Source organism: Streptomyces sp. NPDC028928 (genome assembly GCF_055564915.1).
On sequence record NZ_JBVHVI010000015.1, the window covers coordinates 119843 to 139602 of the forward strand.

The window sequence follows — 19760 nt, forward strand, 5'->3', positions numbered from 1 at the left end:
TCAGGACGCCCAGATGCCGGTGATGTCCTTGGCGGAGGCCGCGTTGCCCGCGTGCGTGCTCAGCCCCTGGGTGTCCTCCAGGGTCCGCAGCAGGTCGTAGTGGTTGTACGTGGTGGAGGAGCTGGACCCGGCGGCGACGGGCTGCCCGTAGAACACGGTGGGGATCCGGTTCCCGCTCAGCCGGTTGTCCTCGTCGAACGTCACGACGAGCAGACTGTTGTGCGTCTTGGCCCACGTCGCATAGGCGCCGAGGTTGTTCTTCAGCCAGGTGTCACCGGTGGACACCGAGCAGTCGTGCATGTCGCTGCACAGGTTCGGCACCACGAACGACAGCTGCGGCAGCGTGGTGTAGTCGGTCGGGAACTGCGCGAACGTCTTCGCGGTCGACGTCGGCACGTTGCTGAAACCGAACCAGGGGTTGTGCTTGCGCGCGTAGGTGCCGCTGCTGCACGTCGTGGACCCCTGGCTCGGCAGCGACTCGTTGTAGCTGGCCCAGCTGCGCCCGGCGGCGATCAGCTCGGACGCGAGGTTGGGCTTGGACGAGAAGCCCGGCGTGTAGCAGCTGTCGTCGGTGATGCCCTGGGTGGACCCGGAGAACATCGCGAAGTAGTTCGGCTGGCTCGGGTGGGTCTCGGCGTACGACTGCGTGAGGTTGGCACCCCCCGCCTTCAGCGAGTTGATGTACGGCGCGCTGGAGGAACCGATGACCTGGCTGTAGGCATGGTTCTCGAAGACCACGACGACCACGTGGTCCGGGCTGGGCACGGCACCCGCGGCGTGCGCGGACTCCTCGCCGAGCCCGGTCCACAGCCCGACCGCGGCTGCGGCGAGGGCCGCCGCGGACGCCACGACGGCTCGGGCACGGCGATACGCCGAACGAGCAGAACTGCCGGACACATCAACCTCCGGGAAAGGATGGACGGCTGGCGGTGCGGACAGAGCATGCACACGCCAACATGCCCCCACCCCACGACGCCCAACCCCACGGGTGAAGACCGGATGAACGCCGGGTACTCACGACCGCATGGCGGAGATCCTGATCGGCACCTGCGGCTGGACCGACCCGGCACTGCTCAGGAGCGGCTGGTACCCACCCGGCCACCGCGACGCCGAGAAACGCTTACGCCACTACGCGACCCGCTTCCCCCTGGTCGAGACCGACTCCCCCTACTACGCCCTCCCCACCTCCCGCACCACCGCCCTCTGGGCGGACCGCACACCTGCCGGCTTCCGCTTCGACGTGAAGGCGTTCTCCCTCCTCACCGGCCACCCCACCCGCCCCGCCGCCCTCCCCCCGGACCTCCGCGCCCACCCCCGGAACGAGGCCCTGCGCACGGAAGTCTGGACCCGCTACGCCGAAGCGCTGGCCCCCCTGCGCCACTCCGGCCGCCTGGGCACCCTCCTCTTCCAGTACCCGCCCTCCCTCGCCCCCGGCCCGGAAGCCGAGACCTTCATCCGCACCGCCCGCGAACGCGCCCACGACTGGCCGTTCGCCGTCGAGTTCCGCGACCCCGCCTGGTGGCACCCCGCCCAGGCCCCCCGCACCACCGCCTTCCTCAGGGACCTGAACGCCACCGCGGTGGCCGTCGACACGGCCCCCGGCCTCCCCACCTCCATGCCCCCGGACACGCCCGCCACCACCCCCCACCTCTCGGTGATCCGCTTCCACGGCCGCAGCCCCCACTGGGGCACGGGCACCAAGGAGGACCGCTTCCGCCACGCGTACACCGAGCGGGAGCTGAGCGAATGGCTGCCCCGCATCCAAGCCCTGGCGGCGACCACGGCCGAGCTGCACATCCTCTTCAACAACTGCTGCGGCGACGCGGCAGCGAGAGCGGCCGAGACACTGCGAGACCTCCTGCCCTGACGGCCCGCGGCCGCGTACGGCGGGAAGGGGACGTGCCGGGTGGTGTCCGCCCGCAGCGGCCGGCGAGTACTCCGGCAACGCACGGAAGACAGGGCGCCGGACCGAGGACGGACACCACCCGGCGCGGCCCCGACCCCCACCACACCGCAGGCGCAAGGGAACCCCCACGCACCCGCGGGGGCCGCCGCAGGCAAAGGAAACACACCGGCACCCGCCCACACACCGGCACCCGCACACACACCGGCACCCGCCCACACACCGGCACCCGCCCACACACCGGCACCCGCCCACGCACCGGCACCCGCACCCGCACCCGCCCACAAACCCGCACCCGCCCACGCAGCCCCCCCGCCCCCCCTCCGGTTAGGCTCTGGCCAGTACCACCGCAGATCCGAGGGGAGACCACGGACATGACGCCGGGCCGCAGGAGCAGCACCTTCACCCGTCTGCTGCGACACGGCTTCACCGACCCCTCCGCCGCCGAGCGCCTCCTGGACGGCCCCGAGCTGGCCGCCGTCCGCGACGACCCGGTCCTCCTCGAAGCCCTGGGCGCCACAGCCGACCCGGACCTGGCCCTGCACGGCCTGGTCCGCCTGCTGGAGGCCCAGCCCGGCCCCACCGCCCACCGCGAACTGCTGGACACCCTCATCGCGGCCAAACCCCTCCGCGACCGCCTCCTCGGCGTCCTCGGCGCCTCCGCCGCCCTCGCCGACCACCTCGCCCGCCACCCCGGCGACTGGCACGCCCTGGTCACCTACGAACCCCACGACCTCCACCCCGGCGTCACGGAGTTCGAACAGGGCCTGGCCGCCGCCACCGACCCGGTCTCCCTCCGCGTCGCCTACCGCCGCTGCCTGCTGTCCATCGCCGCCCGTGACGTCTGCGGCACCACGGACGTCGCCGAGACCGCCGCGGAACTCGCCGACCTGGCCACCGCCACCCTCCGCACGGCCCTGTCCCTCGCCGAACGCGCGGCCCCGGAGGACGCCGCCGCGTGCCGTCTCGCGGTGATCGCGATGGGCAAGTGCGGCGGCCACGAGCTGAACTACGTCTCCGACGTGGACGTGATCTTCGTGGCGGAACCCACCGAGGGCACCCCCGAGCACAAGGCCCTCGGATCCGCGACGAAGCTCGCCTCCCACCTCATGCGCATCTGCTCCGAGACGACCGTCGAGGGCTCCATCTGGCCGGTGGACGCCAACCTCCGCCCCGAGGGCCGCAACGGCCCCCTCGTCCGCACCCTCTCCTCCCACCTCGCCTACTACCAACGCTGGGCCAAGACCTGGGAGTTCCAGGCCCTCCTCAAGGCCCGCCCGGTAGCCGGCGACGCGGCGCTCGGCGAGGCGTACATCGACGCCCTGGAACCCCTCGTCTGGAAGGCCGCGGACCGCGAGAACTTCGTCCCGGACGTCCAGAAGATGCGCCGCCGCGTGGTCGAGAACATCCCCGCGGCCGAGATCGAGAGAGAACTGAAACTCGGCCCCGGCGGCCTCCGCGACGTCGAGTTCGCCGTCCAGCTCCTCCAGCTGGTGCACGGCCGCACCGACCCCACCCTCCGCAGCGGCACCACCCTGGACGCCCTCCAGGCCCTCGCCGCCGGCGGCTACGTCGGCCGCGAGGACGCCTCCCGCCTGGACGAGGCGTACCGCTTCCTGCGCTCCATGGAGCACCGCATCCAGCTGTACCGGCTGCGCCGCACCCACCTCGTCCCGGAGGCCGAGCCGGACCAGCGCCGCCTCGGCCGCTCCCTGGGCCTGCGCACCGACCCGGTGGGCGAGCTGAACCGCGAGTGGAAGCGGCACACCACGGTCGTACGCCGCCTGCACGAGAAGCTCTTCTACCGCCCGCTGCTCGACGCGGTCGCCCAGCTCGCCCCCGGCGAGGCCCGCCTGAGCGCGGAAGCGGCCCGGGAACGCCTCATCGCCCTCGGTTACGCCGACCCGGCCGCCGCCCTGCGCCACCTGGAGGCCCTGGCCTCCGGCGTGACCCGCAAGGCGGCGATCCAGCGCACCCTGCTCCCGGTCCTGCTCGGCTGGTTCGCCGACTCCGCCGACCCGGACGCCGGCCTGCTGAACTTCCGCAAGGTCTCCGACGCGCTCGGCAAGACCCCCTGGTACCTGCGCCTGCTGCGCGACGAGGGCGCGGCGGCGGAGAACCTGGCCCGCGTGCTGTCGGCGGGCCGCCTCGCCCCCGACCTGCTGATGCGGGCCCCGGAGGCGGTCGCCCTGCTCGGCGACGGCGACGGCGGCGGCCTGGAACCCCGGCGGCGCGCCGCCCTGGAGCAGGAGATCATGGCGGCCGTCGGCCGCGCGGGGAACGCCGCGCAGGGCGTCACCGCGGCCCGCGGTGTCCGCCGCCGTGAGCTGTTCCGCACCGCCGCCGCCGACATCGTCGGCTCCTACGGCACCGAGACCAGCCCCGCCGAGGCCGACCAGGGCGCCCTGGTCGACCGGGTCGGCGCGGCCGTCTCCGACCTGACCGCGGCCACTCTCGCCGGCACGCTGCGCGCGGTGGTCCGGGACGGCTGGGGCGACACCCTGCCCACCCGGTTCGCGATCATCGGGATGGGCCGCTTCGGCGGGCACGAGCTGGGCTACGGCTCGGACGCCGACGTGCTGTTCGTGCACGAGCCGCAGGACGGCGTGGACGAGCACGAGGCGTCCGCCGCCGCCAACAAGGTCGTCGCGGAGATGCGCCGGCTGCTCCAGCTGCCCAGCACCGACCCGCCGCTGCTGATCGACGCCGACCTGCGCCCGGAGGGCAAGTCCGGCCCGCTGGTGCGCACCCTGAAGTCGTACGAGGCGTACTACCGCCGCTGGTCCCTGGTCTGGGAGTCACAGGCGCTGCTGCGGGCCGAGCCGGTCGCCGGCGACGAGGAGCTGGGCCGGCGCTTCATCGAACTGATCGATCCGCTGCGCTACCCCCGGCAGGGTCTGCCGGACGACGCCGTCCGCGAGATCCGCCGGCTGAAGGCCCGTATGGAGTCCGAGCGGCTGCCGCGCGGCGCCGACCCCCGGCTGCACACCAAGCTCGGCCCCGGCGGCCTGTCCGACGTCGAGTGGACGGTCCAGCTGCTCCAGCTCCGCCACGGTCACCGCGTCCCCGCCCTGCGCACCACCCGCACCCGCCGAGCGCTGTCCGCGGCCCGCGCGGCCGGGCTGCTGAGCGCCGAGGACATGGAGACCCTGGACGAGGCGTGGGTGCTGGCCACCCGGGTGCGCAACGCGGTCATGCTGGTCCGCGGCCGGGCCGGGGACACCTTCCCCACCGAGCCGCGCGAGCTGGCCGCCGTCGGCCGCTACCTGGGCTACGGCGCCGGGCACGCCGGGGACATGCTGGACGCGTACCGCCGTACCACCCGCCGGGCGCGCACGGTGGTCGACGACCTGTTCTACGCGGACTGAACGGCCCCGGCCGGCTCCCGCCGGGGTCCCGGCACCAGCCGCGGCAGGGTGTACGGCAGGCTGCCGTACCACGCCCGGGCCACCGTGAACCCGAAGGCCAGGCAGAGCACCCCGCCGACCGCGTCCAGCCAGAAGTGGTTGGCGGTGGCGACGATCACCAGCAGGGTGGCCGCCGGGTACAGCAGCCCCAGCACCCGCACCCACGGCACCGACGCCAGCGCGAAGATCGTCAGCCCGCACCACAGCGACCAGCCGATGTGCATCGACGGCATCGCCGCGTACTGGTTCGACATGTGCTTGAGGTCGCCGGAGGCCATCGAGCCCCAGGTGTGGTGCACCATCACGGTGTCCACGAAGTGCCCGCCGCGCATCAGCCGGGGCGGTGCGAGCGGGAACAGGTAGTAACCGACGAGGGCCACACCCGTGGTCGCGAACAGCACCAGCCGGGTCGCCGCGTACCGGCCGGGATGCCACCGGTACAGCCACACCAGCACACCGAGCGTGACGACGAAGTGCAGCGTGGCGTAGTAGTAGTTCATCCCGACGATGAGCCAATTGACCGAGTTCACGGCGTGGTTGACCGACTGCTCGACGGCTATGCCGACCTGGTGCTCCGCACGCCAGATCCAGTCCGCGTTGCGCAGCGCCTCGCGCCGCTGCTCGGGTACGGCGTTGCGGATCAGCGAGTACGTCCAGTAACTGACCGCGATCAGGAGGATCTCGAACCACAGGCGGGGGCGTCGCGGATGGCGCAGCCGGCCCAGCGGGCCCCGTCGGTCCTCACCCGTGACGGCTCGCGGAACGGCCACCTCCTCGCGGCCTTCCGGCTGTGTCACGGTCGAGTCAGTCATGGGCACAGAGTCTGCCAGAAAAGGCCTCCTCGGCCGATCATCCCAAGGAAGGGTCCCAAGCGCACCTTCTACGACGTACGGAGGACATGCGGGGCAGAAGCCGTCGAACCGCGCACCACCAGCTCCGGCATGAACACGAACTCGCTGTGCGGCGCCGGTGTCCCGCCGATCTCCTCCAGCAGGGTGCGCACCGCCGCCTGTCCCATCGCCGGGACCGGCTTGCGGACCGTGGTCAGCGGCGGGTCGGTGAAGGCGATCAGCGGGGAGTCGTCGAAGCCGACCACGGACACGTCCCGGGGGACCTCCAGGCCGCGCTGCCGGGCCGCCCGTATCGCGCCGAGCGCCATCATGTCGCTGGCGCAGACCACCGCCGTGCAGTCCCGCTCGATCAGCGCCGTCGCGGCCGCCTGGCCGCCCTCCAGCGTGTACAGCGAGTGCTGCACCAGCTCCGTCTCGACGGTCTCCGCGCCGAGTCCGAGCTGGTCCTGCATCGCCCGGACGAAACCCTCGATCTTGCGCTGCACGGGCACGAACCGCTTCGGCCCGAGCGCGAGCCCGATCCGGGTGTGCCCCAGCGACGCCAGGTGCGTCACCGCGAGCGTCATGGCCGCCCGGTCGTCGGGGGAGATGAACGGCGCCTGCACCTTCGGCGAGAACCCGTCCACCAGCACGAACGGCACGCCCTGCGCGCGCAGCCGCTCGTAGCGCTGCATGTCGGCGGTGGTGTCCGCGTGCAGCCCGGAGACGTAGATGATCCCGGCGACCCCGCGGTCCACCAGCATCTCGGTCAGCTCGTCCTCGGTCGACCCGCCCGGGGTCTGCGTGGCGAGCACCGGCGTGTAGCCCTGGCGGGTCAGCGCCTGGCCGATGACCTGCGCCAGGGCCGGGAATATCGGGTTCTCCAGCTCCGGCGTGATCAGGCCCACCAGGCCCTCGCTGCGCTGCCGCAGCCGTACCGGGCGCTCGTAGCCCAGCACGTCCAGCGCGGCCAGCACGGACTGGCGGGTGGTGGCGGCGACGCCCGGCTTCCCGTTGAGGACCCGGCTGACGGTCGCTTCGCTCACCCCCGCCTGCGCAGCGATGTCGGCAAGCCGTGTGGTCACGGGAGTGGACTGTACCGGTCGTATCTGCCCTTGCACACCGGCCGGACGCCGGGCGCGGGCGGGCGCACGGCCTGCCGTGGGTTGCTGCGTCATCGCGCTCCCTCGGGATTCTTGGCGGCAAGAGCTTGCAAGTCTTGCACAAGTGCCGTCAACGCCGCTCAGCTCCTGCGTCACTGGGTTGCGCCCCGGTCGACGACCGGTCACGACGGGGTAACCATCGTGTCCCCTTGCACTTTTTTTCTGCAAGGTCTTTCGCAACGCTTACATGGCTGTTACGTTCCCAGTCGCCCGGCCGCGGCAACGGCGCAGTCGGCAAGTCGCAGGGGCGGACGGGACCGTCCTCTGTACCACTCGGGCTTAACCCTCAAGGAGAACTCATGCGGCGTGGCATAGCGGCCTCCGCGCTGGTGGCGTCCCTCGCCCTGACGGCGACGGCGTGCGGCGGGAGCGACAGCGACAGCGGGAAGTCGGACGGCCCGGTCACCATCACCTGGTGGGACACCTCCAACGCCACCAACGAGGCGCCGACGTACAAGGCCCTGGTCCAGCAGTTCGAGGCTGCCAACAAGGACATCAAGGTCAAGTACGTCAACGTCCCCTTCGACCAGGCGCAGAACAAGTTCGACACCGCGGCCGGTGCCAAGGGCGCCCCGGACGTCCTGCGCTCCGAGGTGGGCTGGACCCCCGCCTTCGCCAAGAAGAGCTTCTTCCTGCCCCTCGACGGCACCGAGGCCCTCGCCGACCAGGGCAAGTTCGAGCCGAACCTGATCAAGCAGGCCCAGTACGAGGGCAAGACCTACGGCGTGCCGTTCGTCACCGACACCCTCGCGCTGGTCTACAACAAGGCGCTGTTCAAGAAGGCCGGCATCACCGAGGCCCCCAAGACCTGGGACGACCTGAAGGCCGCCGCCGCCAAGATCAAGGGCAAGACCGGGGTCGACGGCTACTGGGGCTCCACCCAGGCCTACTACGCCCAGACCTTCCTCTACGGCGAGGGCACCGACACCGTCGACGTCGACGCCAAGAAGATCACCGTGAACTCGGCCGCCGCCAAGAAGGCCTACGGCACCTGGCTGAGCCTGTTCGACGGCAAGGGCCTGCACAAGGCCGACGCCACCGCCGACGCCTACGCCCACATCCAGGACGCGTTCGTCAACGGCAAGGTCGCCGCGATCATCCAGGGTCCCTGGGAGATCACGAACTTCTACAAGGGCAGCGCCTTCAAGGACAAGTCGAACCTGGGCATCGCCACCGTCCCGGCCGGCTCCACCGGCAAGGCGGGCGCCCCGACCGGCGGCCACAACCTCTCGGTCTACGCCGGCTCCGACCAGGCCCACCAGGCCGCGGCCCTGAAGTTCGTGAAGTTCATGACCTCCGCGCAGGCCCAGGAGACCATCGCGCTGAAGAACTCCACGCTGCCCACCCGCTCCGACGCCTACACCGACAAGGTCAAGGCCGACCCGGGCATCGCCGGCTACCAGGGCGTCCTGGCCGCCGCGCAGCCCCGCCCGGCGCTGCCCGAGTACAGCTCCCTGTGGGGCCCGCTCGACACCGAGCTGCCCAAGGTCGCCAGCGGCAAGGAGTCGCTGGACAAGGGCCTGGGCAACGCCGAGCTGGCCATCTCCAAGCTGGTCGACGGCTTCAGCAAGTGAGTCCGCGTGGCCGTCGGATCCTCCTGCCGCGAGACGGCACGAAGAGGGGGAAGGATCCGGCGGCCACCGCCTGTGCCCAGCCCAACCCCTTGATCGTTTGAAGGTGTCGAACCATGACAGTCGCCATCGACCGCGCGACCGGCAAGCGCCGCGGTGACCGCGCGCCTCGTCCCGGGCTGGGGCAGCGCGTACGGAACGGCTTGCAGAAGTACTGGTACGCCTACGCGATGATCGCCCCGGTGGTCGTCGTGCTCGGCGTCCTCGTGGGCTACCCGCTGGTGCGGGGCTTCTACCTCACCCTCACCGACGCCAACAGCCTCAACTCGGCGCGCACGATCGGCGTCAACCACATCGACGCCACCTACACGTTCATCGGCCTGGACAACTACCAGGACATCCTGTTCGGCCCGACGGCCTACGACCGGTTCTGGTCGCACTTCCTGTGGACCGTCTTCTGGACGGTCGCCTGTGTGGCCCTGCACTACACCATCGGTCTCGGCCTCGCGCTCATGCTCAACCAGAAGCTGCGCGGCCGTACCGCCTACCGGCTGCTGCTCGTCCTGCCCTGGGCCGTGCCGACCTTCGTCACCGTCTTCTCCTGGCGGATCATGCTCGCCGACTCCGGCGTGCTCAACCAGCTCCTCGGCGCCCTCCACCTGCCCCAGCCGGAGTGGCTGGAGGACACCTTCTGGCAGCGGTTCGCCGCGATCATGGTGAACACCTGGTGCGGTGTGCCGTTCATGATGCTGTCCCTGCTCGGCGGCCTGCAGTCGATCGACTCCTCGCTCTACGAGGCCGCGGAGATGGACGGCGCGAGCGCCTGGCAGCGCTTCCGGCACGTCACCCTGCCCGGACTGCGCTCGGTCAGCTCCACCGTCGTGCTGCTCGGCATCATCTGGACCTTCAACCAGTTCGTCATCATCTTCCTGCTGTTCGGCAAGAACTCCGCCCCGGACGCCCAGATCCTCGTCACCTGGGCCTACGCCCTGGGCTTCGGCCAGCAGCCGCGCGACTTCGCCCAGTCCGCCGCGTACGGCGTGCTGCTGCTGTCGATCCTGACCGTCTTCACCTCCTTCTACTTCCGCTGGCTGAAGCGCAATGACCAGCTCGCCGTCTGACGCCGCAGGAGCCGCCATGAGCACCACCACCCTGGACAAGACCGAGACCGCCCCGGCCCCCGCGCCCGCGCCCCGGCGCCGCGTCCGCCGGCGCGGCGAGCGCGGCCCGCTCGGCGCCGCCCTGCTGCACGGCGGCCTCGTCGTGGCGAGCCTGATCGCCCTGGCCCCGGTGGCCTGGCTGTGCTACCTGTCTCTCGGCCCGGACAAGGAGGACTACCTGCACCCGGGCGAGATCGCGGGCAAGGCGACCTTCTCCAACTACAGCTTCGTGCTGGAGCACACCGGGTTCCTCGACTGGTTCAAGTCGACGATGATCGTGGCCCTCGGCACCACGCTGATCGGTGTCCTGGTCGCCGCCACCACCGGCTACGCGGTCTCCCGGATGCGCTTCCCCGGCTACAAGCAGCTGATGTGGGTTCTGCTGCTCACCCAGGCCTTCCCGATCGCCATCCTGATCGTGCCGATGTACGAGATCTTCAGCGAGCTCGGCCTCATCGACACCTACTGGGCGCTGATCCTCATCAACTGCACCACCGCCGTGCCGTACAGCGCCTGGCTGCTCAAGGGGTACTTCGACACCATCCCCTTCGAGATCGACGAAGCGGGACGCGTGGACGGGCTCAGCCCCTTCGGCACCTTCTTCCGGCTGATCCTGCCGCTGGCCCGCCCGGGCCTGGCCGTGGCCGCGTTCTACAACTTCATCACCGCCGTCGGCGAGGTCGCCTTCGCGACGACCTTCCTGCTGGACGACTCCAAGTACACCTTCGCCGTCGGCCTGCAGACCTTCGTCAGCGAGCACGACGCCCAGTGGAACTACATGGCCGCCACCGCGGTGCTGATCGCGATACCCGTGACCGTGTTCTTCTACCTCGTGCAGAAGAACCTCGTCACCGGTCTCACCGCCGGCGGCACCAAGGGCTGACGCCCGCCACGGTCCAGGCGGGCCGCGGTGCCCATCCGGCCCCGCTGAAACCGCGGCCCGCCTCGCCGCCGCTCCCACCGACTGCCCACCATGCCCCAGTTACGTATCAAGGACGCCATGAGCCAGCAGCACCCTGCCGCACCGGCCCGCCACTCCGCCGCCGTCACCGTCGCCGACCGCCGCGACTGGTGGCGGGACGCGGTCATCTACCAGGTCTATCCGCGCAGCTTCGCCGACAGCAACGGCGACGGCATGGGCGACCTGCAGGGCGTACGCTCCCGTCTGCCCTACCTGCGTGACCTCGGCGTCGACGCCGTGTGGCTGAGCCCCTTCTACGCCTCCCCGCAGGCCGACGCCGGCTACGACGTCGCCGACTACCGCGCCGTCGACCCGATGTTCGGCTCCCTGCTGGACGCCGACGCGCTCATCCGCGACGCCCACGCGCACGGCCTGCGCATCATCGTGGACCTCGTCCCCAACCACTCCTCCGACCAGCACGAGTGGTTCAAGCGCGCCCTCGCCGAGGGCCCCGGCTCCCCGCTGCGCGAGCGCTACCACTTCCGCCCCGGCAAGGGGAAGAACGGCGAACTCCCGCCCAACGACTGGGAGTCCATCTTCGGCGGCCCGGCCTGGACCCGGGTCACGGAACCGGACGGCACGCCCGGCGAGTGGTACCTGCACCTCTTCGCCCCCGAGCAGCCCGACTTCAACTGGGACCACCCCGCCGTCGGCGACGAGTTCCGCTCCATCCTGCGCTTCTGGCTGGACATGGGCGTGGACGGCTTCCGCATCGACGTCGCCCACGGCCTGGTCAAGGCGGAGGGCCTGCCGGACCTCGGCTCCCACGACCAGCTCAAGCTGCTGGGCAACGATGTCATGCCGTTCTTCGACCAGGACGGCGTGCACGCCATCTACCGCCAGTGGCGGACCATCCTGGACGAGTACGCGGGGGAGCGCATCTTCGTCGCCGAGGCGTGGACCCCGACGGTCGAGCGCACCGCCAACTACGTCCGCCCCGACGAACTCCACCAGGCCTTCAACTTCCAGTACCTGGGCACGGAGTGGGACGCGAAGGAACTCCGCACGGTCATCGACCGCACCCTGGAGGCCATGCGCCCGGTCGGCGCCCCCGCCACCTGGGTGCTGTCCAACCACGACGTCACCCGGCACGCCACCCGGTTCGCCAACCCGCCCGGCCTCGGCACCCAGATCCGCACCGCCGGAGACCGTGACCTCGGCCTGCGGCGCGCACGCGCGGCCACCCTGCTGATGCTGGCCCTGCCTGGCTCGGCCTACATCTACCAGGGCGAGGAACTGGGCCTGCCGGACGTCGTGGACCTGCCCGACGAGGTGCGCCAGGACCCGGCGTACTTCCGGGGCGCCGGCCAGGACGGCTTCCGCGACGGCTGCCGGGTGCCGATCCCGTGGACCCGCGACGGCTCCTCGTACGGCTTCGGCAGCGGCGGCAGCTGGCTGCCCCAGCCGGCGGTCTGGGGCGAGCTGAGCGTGGAGGCGCAGACGGGCGTGCCCGGCTCGACGCTGGAGCTGTACCGGTCCGCGCTGCGCGTGCGCCGGGCGCAGCCGGACCTGGGCGCGGGTGACGCGGTGGAGTGGCTGCGGGCGCCCGAGGGCGTGCTGGCCTTCCGCCGGGGCGAGTTCGTGTGCGTCGCGAACACGACCGGCGAGTCCGTGACGACCCCGGCCTACGGGCGCATCCTGCTGACCAGCGGTGAGGTGACCGAGGCGGACGGCGAGACGAAGGTGCCCGCCGACACGACCGTCTGGTGGACGACCGCCGTCTGACAGCCCGTCCGAGGCCCGCCTGACAGCCTTTCTGAAAGTTCTTGCATCAACTTCACAACGGCCCGCTGCCTTTCGGCCAGCGGGCCTTTAACATCTGCGTCACCGCAAGTTTGCTGAAAGATTTCAGCAAGCGCCTTCAGCGGTCCTTGTTGCCTTCAACGTCGAAGGACCCCACACATGGCACGCAGAACACTCCCCACGGCGGCAGCCCTCACGGCCGCTGCTCTGGTTGGCATGACCCCGACTACCGCCGAGGCCTCCCCGCCCGGCACCAAGGACGTCACCGCCGTCCTCTTCGAGTGGAACTACGCCTCGGTGGCCAAGGAGTGCACCAGCACCCTCGGCCCCGCCGGCTACGGCTACGTCCAGGTCTCCCCGCCCGCCGAGCACATACAGGGCTCGCAGTGGTGGACGTCGTACCAGCCGGTGTCGTACAAGATCGCGGGCCGCCTCGGCGACCGCACGGCGTTCCAGAACATGGTGAACACCTGCCACGCGGCCGGTGTGAAGGTCGTGGCCGACACCGTCGTCAACCACATGGCGGCGGGCTCCGGCACCGGCACCGGCGGCTCGTCGTACACCAAGTACACCTACCCGGGCCTGTACTCGGCCAACGACTTCGACGACTGCACCTCCCAGGTGTCGAACTACTCCGACCGCTGGAACGTGCAGCACTGCGAACTCGTCGGCCTGGCCGACCTGGACACCGGCGAGGAGTACGTCCGCAAGACGATCGCCGGCTACATGAACGACCTGCTCACCCTCGGCGTCGACGGCTTCCGCATCGACGCGGCCAAGCACATCCCCGCCGAGGACCTGGCGAACATCAAGAGCCGCCTGAGCAACCCGTCCGTCTACTGGAAGCAGGAGGTCATCTACGGATCGGGCGAGGCCGTCCAGCCCTCCGAGTACACCGGCAACGGGGACGTCCAGGAGTTCCGCTACGCCTACGACCTCAAGCGCGTCTTCACCAGCGAGAAGCTCGCCTACCTGAACAACTACGGCGAGGGCTGGGGCTACCTGGGCAGCTCGTCCGCCGGTGTCTTCGTGGACAACCACGACACCGAGCGCAACGGCAGCACCCTGAACTACAAGAGCGGCGCCGACTACACCCTGGCCAACGTCTTCATGCTCGCCTGGCCCTACGGCGCCCCCGACATCAACTCCGGCTACGAGTGGTCGGACGCCGACGCCGGCCCGCCGAACGGCGGCCAGGTGAACGCCTGCTGGCAGGACGGCTGGAAGTGCCAGCACGCCTGGCCGGAGATCAAGTCCATGGTCGCCTTCCGCAACGCGACCCGTGGACAGGCGGTCGGCAACTGGTGGGACAACGGCAACAACGCGATCGCGTTCGGCCGGGGCAGCAAGGGCTACGTGGCGATCAACCACGAGTCCTCGTCGCTGACCCGCACCTACCAGACGTCCCTGCCCGCCGGGACGTACTGCAACGTCCAGAACAACACCACGGTCAGCGTGAACTCCAGCGGACAGTTCACCGCCACCCTCGGCTCGAACACGGCACTCGCGCTCTACGCCGGCAAGTCGAGCTGCTGAGCAGTCGCCTGACGGCGCGTGAAATCTCTTCCGGGAGGTTTCACGCGTCTTGCTGCAAACCACAGCCACCCTCGCAAGGAGTTACCGCCTGTGATACCGAGAGCGAGACGGGCCGCGGCCGTCACCGCCGTGGCCCTCGCCGCAGCCCTGGTCCAGGTGCCGGCCGCCCGGGCCGCCACCCCGCCCGCACCCCCCTCGGACGCGAAGCTCGCCGCCGAACCCGCCCGGCACGACGCCACCCGCGAGCAGTTCTACTTCGTCATGCCGGACCGGTTCGCCAACGGGGACACGTCCAACGACAAGGGCGGACTGACCGGCTCCCGGCTCAGCACCGGCTACGACCCCACCGACAAGGGCTTCTACCAGGGCGGCGACCTCAAGGGCCTGACGAAGAAGCTGGACTACATCAAGGGGCTCGGCACCAGCGCCATCTGGCTGGCGCCGATCTTCAAGAACCGCCCGGTGCAGGGAACCGGCAGCAACGCCTCAGCCGGCTACCACGGTTACTGGATCACCGACTTCACCCAGGTCGACCCGCACTTCGGCACCAACGGCGATCTCAAGAACCTCATCTCCAAGGCCCACGCCAAGGGCATGAAGGTCTTCTTCGACGTCATCACCAACCACACCGCCGACGTCGTGGACTACGAGCAGAAGTCGTACGACTACCTCTCCAAGGGCGCCTTCCCGTACCTGACCGAGGACGGCAAGCCCTTCGACGACGCCGACTACGCCGACGGCAGCCGGAAGTTCCCGGCCGTCTCCGGCGCCTCCTTCCCGTACACCCCGAAGGCCGCGGGCAAGGGCAAGGTCCCGGCCTGGCTCAACGACCCGACGATGTACCACAACCGGGGCGACTCCACGTACGCCGGCGAGTCCACGACCTACGGCGACTTCTCCGGCCTGGACGACCTGTGGACCGAGCGTCCCGAGGTCGTCCACGGCATGGAGAGGATCTACGAGCGGTGGGTGCGGGACTTCGCCGTCGACGGCTTCCGGATCGACACCGTCAAGCACGTGAACACGGAGTTCTGGACCCAGTGGGCGACCGCACTGGACCGGTACGCGGCCGAGCGGGGGCGGAAGAACTTCTTCATGTTCGGCGAGGTCTACTCCGCCGACACCGCCGTCACCTCCCCGTACGTCACCCAGGGCCGCCTCGACGCCACCCTCGACTTCCCCTTCCAGGACGCGGCCCGCGCCTACGCCTCCCAGGGCGGCAGCGCCCGGAAGCTCGCGGGCGTCTTCGGTGACGACTACCGGTACACGACCGACAAGGCCAACGCGTACGAGCAGGTCACCTTCCTCGGCAACCACGACATGGGCCGCATCGGGTACTTCCTGAAGCAGGACAACCCGAAGGCGACCGACGCCGAGATCCTCCGGAAGGACAGGCTCGCCAACGAGCTGATGTTCCTCAGCCGGGGCAACCCGGTCGTCTACTACGGCGACGAGCAGGGCTTCACCGGCTCCGGCGGCGACAAGGACGCCCGCCAGACCATGTTCGCCTCCAAGGTCGCCGACTACCTGGACGACGACGAGATCGGCACCGACCGCACCCACGCGAGCGCCGCCTACGACACCAGGGCCCCGCTGTACCGGCAGATCGCCGTGCTCGCGAAGCTCCGCAAGGCCAACCCGGCCCTGACCGACGGCGTGCAGGAGGAGCGGTACGCGGCCGACGGACCCGGCATCTACGCCTTCACACGCACCGACGCCCGCACGGGCCAGGAGTACGTCGTCGCCTTCAACAACGCCGGCTCCGAGAAGACGGCGACGTTCGCGACCGGATCCGCGGACATGGCGTACCGGGGCGTCTACGGCGCCACCGGCTCGGTGACGTCCGACGGCGACCGGAAGGTCACCGTCACCGTCCCGGCCGGCTCCGCCGTCGTCTACAAGGCCGCCGGCACCCTCGCCGAGCCCAGCGCCGAGCCGACGATCACCCTGACCGCACCGGCCGCCGGAGCCACCGGGACGGCCGTCCTGAAGGCCGACGTCGACGGCGGACAGCTCAACCGGGTCGTCTTCGCCGCCCAGGTCGGCAACGGCGCGTGGAAGACGCTCGGCTCCGCCGACCACGCCCCCTACCAGGTCACCCAGACCCTCGGCAGGGACGTGCCCGCCGGGACCGCCCTGCGCTACAAGGCCGTCGTCATCGACGCGGCCGGCCACACCGCGAGCGCCCTGGCGAGCAGCACCACCGGCACCCCGCCCGCACCCGAGGTCCCCACGGCCTCCTCCCGCGACTACGCGGTCGTCCACTACAAGCGCACCGACGGCGACTACGCCGACTGGGGCCTGTACGCCTGGGGCGACCTCGCCGACGGCGAGGCCACGAACTGGCCGGCCAGCCACCCCTTCACCGGCCGGGACGCCTACGGCGCCTTCGCCTACGTCAAGCTCGAGCCCGGCGCCTCCGACGTCGGCTTCCTGGTCATCGACAAGGACGGGAACAAGGACGTCTCCGCCGACCGGTCGATCGACGTCACCAGGACGGGTGAGGTGTGGATCGAGCAGGGGAAGACGGACGTCCTCACCCAGAAGCCGGACTACCCGGCCCAGGACAAGACCAAGGCCGTCCTCCACTACCACCGCGCCGACGGGAACTACGACGGCTGGGGCCTGCACGTGTGGACGGGCGCCGCGCACCCCACCGACTGGTCGGACCCGCTGGAGCCGGTGAAGACTGATGCCTATGGCGCGGTCTACGAGGTGCCGCTCACCGAGGGTGCCACCAGTGTCAGCTACATCATCCACAAGGGCGACGAGAAGGATCTCCCGGCCGACCAGTCCCTGGACCTCAAGGCCCACGGCAACGAGGTCTGGCTGTTGAACGGCCAGGAGCAGTACCTGCTGCCCCAGCCCGCCGGCAGCGCCGCCGCGCTGGACCTGACCACCTCCAAGGCGGTCTGGATCGACCGGAACACCCTCGCCTGGAACGGCGTCGACGGCGCCGCCTCCACCCAGCTGCTGTACTCCCCAAGCGGCTCGATCACCGTCAAGGACGGGACGCTGACCAGCGACGACGAGCGCTGGCTCCGGCTGCGGAAGACGACGCTCACCGACGCGCAGAAGGCGAGGTTCCCGCACCTGAAGGAGTACACCGCCTGGTCCGTCGACCCGCGCGACCGGGACCGGGTACGCGAGGCCGTCCGGGGCCAGCTCGTGGCCTCCCAGCGGGCCGCCGGCGGGGCCGTGCTGGCCGCGACCGGCGTGCAGACCGCTGGCGTGCTGGACGACCTCTACCCCGGCGCCACCAGGGCGAAGCTCGGCCCGGTCTTCCACGACGGCAGGCCCACGCTCTCCGTCTGGGCGCCGACGGCCCAGTCCGTGCACCTCGACCTCGACGGCAAGGCCGTGACGATGCACCGGGACGCCGGCACCGGCGTCTGGTCCGTCACCGGCCCCGCGTCCTGGAAGGGCAAGCCCTACCGGTACGTCGTGAAGGTGTGGGCGCCGAGCGTCCGCAAGCTGGTCACCAACAAGGTCACCGACCCGTACTCGGTCGCGCTCACCGCGGACTCCGAGCGCAGCCTGGTCGTGGACCTCGGCGACAGGTCCCTCGCGCCGGCCGGCTGGTCGGCGCTGCGCAAGCCGAAGGCCGTACCGCTGAAGGACGCGCAGATCCAGGAGCTGCACATCCGGGACTTCTCCGTCGAGGACCGCACCGCGAAGCACCCGGGGACCTACCTGGCCTTCACCGACAAGGACAGCGACGGCTCCCGGCACCTGCGGGCGCTGGCCGAGGCCGGGACGTCCTACGTGCACCTGCTGCCCGCCTTCGACATCGCCACCATCCCCGAGAAGAAGGCCGACCAGGCGACCCCGGACTGCGACCTGGCCTCCTACCCGGCCGACTCCGACAAGCAGCAGGAGTGCGTGGCCAGGACCGCCGCGAAGGACGCCTACAACTGGGGCTACGACCCGTACCACTACACGGTCCCCGAGGGTTCGTACGCCACCGACCCGGACGGCACCGCCCGCACGGTCCAGTTCCGCAAGATGGTGCAGGCCCTCAACCAGGACGGTCTCAGGGTCGTCATGGACGTCGTCTACAACCACACGGCGGCGAGCGGGCAGGCGGACACCTCCGTGCTGGACCGGATCGTGCCCGGCTACTACCAGCGGCTGCTGGCCGACGGCTCGGTGGCGAACAGCACCTGCTGCGCCAACACCGCGCCCGAGAACGCGATGATGGGCAAGCTGGTCGTGGACTCGATCGTCACCTGGGCCAAGCAGTACAAGGTCGACGGGTTCCGCTTCGACCTCATGGGCCACCACCCGAAGGCCAACATCCTCGCCGTGCGCAAGGCCCTGGACGCGCTGACCCCGGAGAAGGACGGCGTCGACGGCAAGAAGATCATCCTGTACGGCGAGGGCTGGAACTTCGGCGAGGTCGCGAACGACGCCCGGTTCGTGCAGGCCACGCAGAAGAACATGGCCGGCACCGGCATCGCCACCTTCTCCGACCGCGCCCGTGACGCGGTGCGCGGCGGCGGCCCCTTCGACGAGGACCCCGGCGTCCAGGGCTTCGCCTCCGGGCTGTACACCGACCCCAACGCGTCCACGGCCAACGGCACGAAGGAGGAGCAGAAGGCCCGGCTGCTGCACTACCAGGACCTGATCAAGGTGGGTCTGACGGGCAACCTGGCCGGGTACCGGTTCACGGACACCGGCGGCAAGGAGGTCACCGGCGCCCAGGTCGACTACAACGGGGCGCCCGCCGGATACGCGCAGGCACCCGGCGACGCCCTCGCCTATGCGGACGCGCACGACAACGAGTCGCTGTTCGACGCGCTGACCTACAAGCTGCCGAAGGACACCTCCGCCTCCGAGCGGGCCCGGATGCAGGTCCTCGCGATGGCCACGGCCGCCCTCTCCCAGGGCCCGGCGCTCTCCCAGGCCGGCACCGACCTGCTGCGCTCGAAGTCCCTGGACCGCAACTCGTTCGACAGCGGGGACTGGTTCAACGCCATCCACTGGAACTGCGCCGACGGCAACGGCTTCGGGCGCGGGCTGCCCCCGGCGGCCGACAACCGGTCCAAGTGGGACTGGGCCAGGCCGCTGCTGGGCACGGTGAAGGTCGGCTGCCCGCAGATCACCGGGGCCTCGGCCGCCTACCAGGACCTGCTGAGGATCCGCACGACCGAGAAGGCGTTCTCGCTGGGCACGGCCGCGCGGGTGCAGGAGCAGCTCTCCTTCCCGCTCTCCGGCAAGGACGAGACGCCCGGGGTGATCACCATGACCCTCGGTGACCTGGTCGTCGTCTTCAACGCCACCCCGCAGCGGCAGGAGCAGAAGATCGGTGCTCTCGCCGGGACGCCGTACCGGCTGCACCCGGTGCAGGCCGCCGGTGCCGACGAGACGGTGAAGACCTCCGCCTACGCGGCCGGCTCGGGCACGTTCACCGTGCCCGCGCGGACCGTGGCGGTGTTCACCCGGGCGGGGAACTAGGGTGAGGCCGTTGCCGTAGAACAGGAGTG

At 70.6% G+C, this 19760-nt stretch carries 11 protein-coding genes; 8 read left to right on the forward strand and 3 right to left on the reverse strand.

Annotated elements, in window-relative coordinates:
• On the reverse strand, positions 1 to 897 hold the full coding sequence (locus tag ACZ4U1_RS32000; protein WP_467907658.1) for an alkaline phosphatase family protein: 897 nt from the start codon (positions 895 to 897) through the stop codon (positions 1 to 3).
• A 127-nt stretch (positions 898 to 1024) separates the two neighbouring features.
• Here ACZ4U1_RS32000 and ACZ4U1_RS32005 point away from each other — a divergent pair, with 127 nt between their 5' ends.
• Both ACZ4U1_RS32005 and ACZ4U1_RS32010 read left to right on the forward strand, forming a co-directional pair.
• A complete protein-coding gene (locus tag ACZ4U1_RS32005) occupies positions 1025 to 1867 on the forward strand; it encodes a DUF72 domain-containing protein (protein WP_467907659.1) in 843 nt (280 codons plus the stop codon).
• Positions 1868 to 2277: 410 nt separating this feature from the next.
• Positions 2278 to 5271, forward strand: coding sequence for a bifunctional [glutamine synthetase] adenylyltransferase/[glutamine synthetase]-adenylyl-L-tyrosine phosphorylase (locus ACZ4U1_RS32010; protein ID WP_467907660.1), 2994 nt, complete (start codon positions 2278 to 2280; stop codon positions 5269 to 5271).
• On the opposite strand, the gene ACZ4U1_RS32015 is transcribed toward ACZ4U1_RS32010, so the two are convergent.
• Both ACZ4U1_RS32015 and ACZ4U1_RS32020 read right to left on the reverse strand, forming a co-directional pair.
• Entirely contained in the window at positions 5259 to 6122 is an 864-nt protein-coding gene (locus tag ACZ4U1_RS32015; RefSeq protein WP_467907661.1) for a phosphatase PAP2 family protein, read from the reverse strand. The two genes, ACZ4U1_RS32010 and ACZ4U1_RS32015, sit on opposite strands and share 13 nt — an antisense overlap.
• A gap of 68 nt (positions 6123 to 6190) precedes the next feature.
• Positions 6191 to 7225, reverse strand: a complete 1035-nt coding sequence (locus ACZ4U1_RS32020; protein WP_467907662.1) for a LacI family DNA-binding transcriptional regulator — start codon at positions 7223 to 7225, stop codon at positions 6191 to 6193.
• 377 nt (positions 7226 to 7602) lie between these two features.
• On the opposite strand from ACZ4U1_RS32020, the gene ACZ4U1_RS32025 reads away from it, so the two are divergent.
• The 6 genes from ACZ4U1_RS32025 (at position 7603) to pulA (ending at position 19731) form a co-directional block, all read left to right on the forward strand.
• A complete protein-coding gene (locus ACZ4U1_RS32025; RefSeq protein ID WP_467907663.1) occupies positions 7603 to 8877 on the forward strand; it encodes an extracellular solute-binding protein in 1275 nt (424 codons plus the stop codon).
• Positions 8878 to 8990: 113 nt separating this feature from the next.
• Positions 8991 to 9995, forward strand: coding sequence for a carbohydrate ABC transporter permease (locus ACZ4U1_RS32030; RefSeq protein ID WP_467907664.1), 1005 nt, complete (start codon positions 8991 to 8993; stop codon positions 9993 to 9995).
• A gap of 16 nt (positions 9996 to 10011) precedes the next feature.
• The gene (locus tag ACZ4U1_RS32035) at positions 10012 to 10917 is read left to right on the forward strand and encodes a sugar ABC transporter permease (RefSeq protein ID WP_467907665.1); all 906 of its coding nucleotides are present in this window, start codon (positions 10012 to 10014) and stop codon (positions 10915 to 10917) included.
• Positions 10918 to 11034: 117 nt separating this feature from the next.
• Entirely contained in the window at positions 11035 to 12720 is a 1686-nt protein-coding gene (locus ACZ4U1_RS32040; protein WP_467907769.1) for a glycoside hydrolase family 13 protein, read from the forward strand.
• Positions 12721 to 12897: 177 nt separating this feature from the next.
• Positions 12898 to 14274, forward strand: coding sequence for an alpha-amylase (locus tag ACZ4U1_RS32045; RefSeq protein ID WP_467907666.1), 1377 nt, complete (start codon positions 12898 to 12900; stop codon positions 14272 to 14274).
• A 90-nt stretch (positions 14275 to 14364) separates the two neighbouring features.
• On the forward strand, positions 14365 to 19731 hold the full coding sequence (gene pulA, locus ACZ4U1_RS32050; RefSeq protein WP_467907667.1) for a pullulanase-type alpha-1,6-glucosidase: 5367 nt from the start codon (positions 14365 to 14367) through the stop codon (positions 19729 to 19731).
• The last annotated feature ends 29 nt before the right edge of the window (positions 19732 to 19760 follow it).

Coding starts and splice junctions, on each gene's coding strand:
- ACZ4U1_RS32005 (WP_467907659.1), top strand. CDS start 1,025: ATGGCGGAGATCCTGATCGGCACCTGCGGCTGGACCGACCCGGCACTG.
- ACZ4U1_RS32010 (WP_467907660.1), top strand. CDS start 2,278: ATGACGCCGGGCCGCAGGAGCAGCACCTTCACCCGTCTGCTGCGACAC.
- ACZ4U1_RS32015 (WP_467907661.1), bottom strand. CDS start 6,122: ATGACTGACTCGACCGTGACACAGCCGGAAGGCCGCGAGGAGGTGGCC.
- ACZ4U1_RS32025 (WP_467907663.1), top strand. CDS start 7,603: ATGCGGCGTGGCATAGCGGCCTCCGCGCTGGTGGCGTCCCTCGCCCTG.
- ACZ4U1_RS32030 (WP_467907664.1), top strand. CDS start 8,991: ATGACAGTCGCCATCGACCGCGCGACCGGCAAGCGCCGCGGTGACCGC.
- ACZ4U1_RS32035 (WP_467907665.1), top strand. CDS start 10,012: ATGAGCACCACCACCCTGGACAAGACCGAGACCGCCCCGGCCCCCGCG.
- ACZ4U1_RS32040 (WP_467907769.1), top strand. CDS start 11,035: ATGAGCCAGCAGCACCCTGCCGCACCGGCCCGCCACTCCGCCGCCGTC.
- ACZ4U1_RS32045 (WP_467907666.1), top strand. CDS start 12,898: ATGGCACGCAGAACACTCCCCACGGCGGCAGCCCTCACGGCCGCTGCT.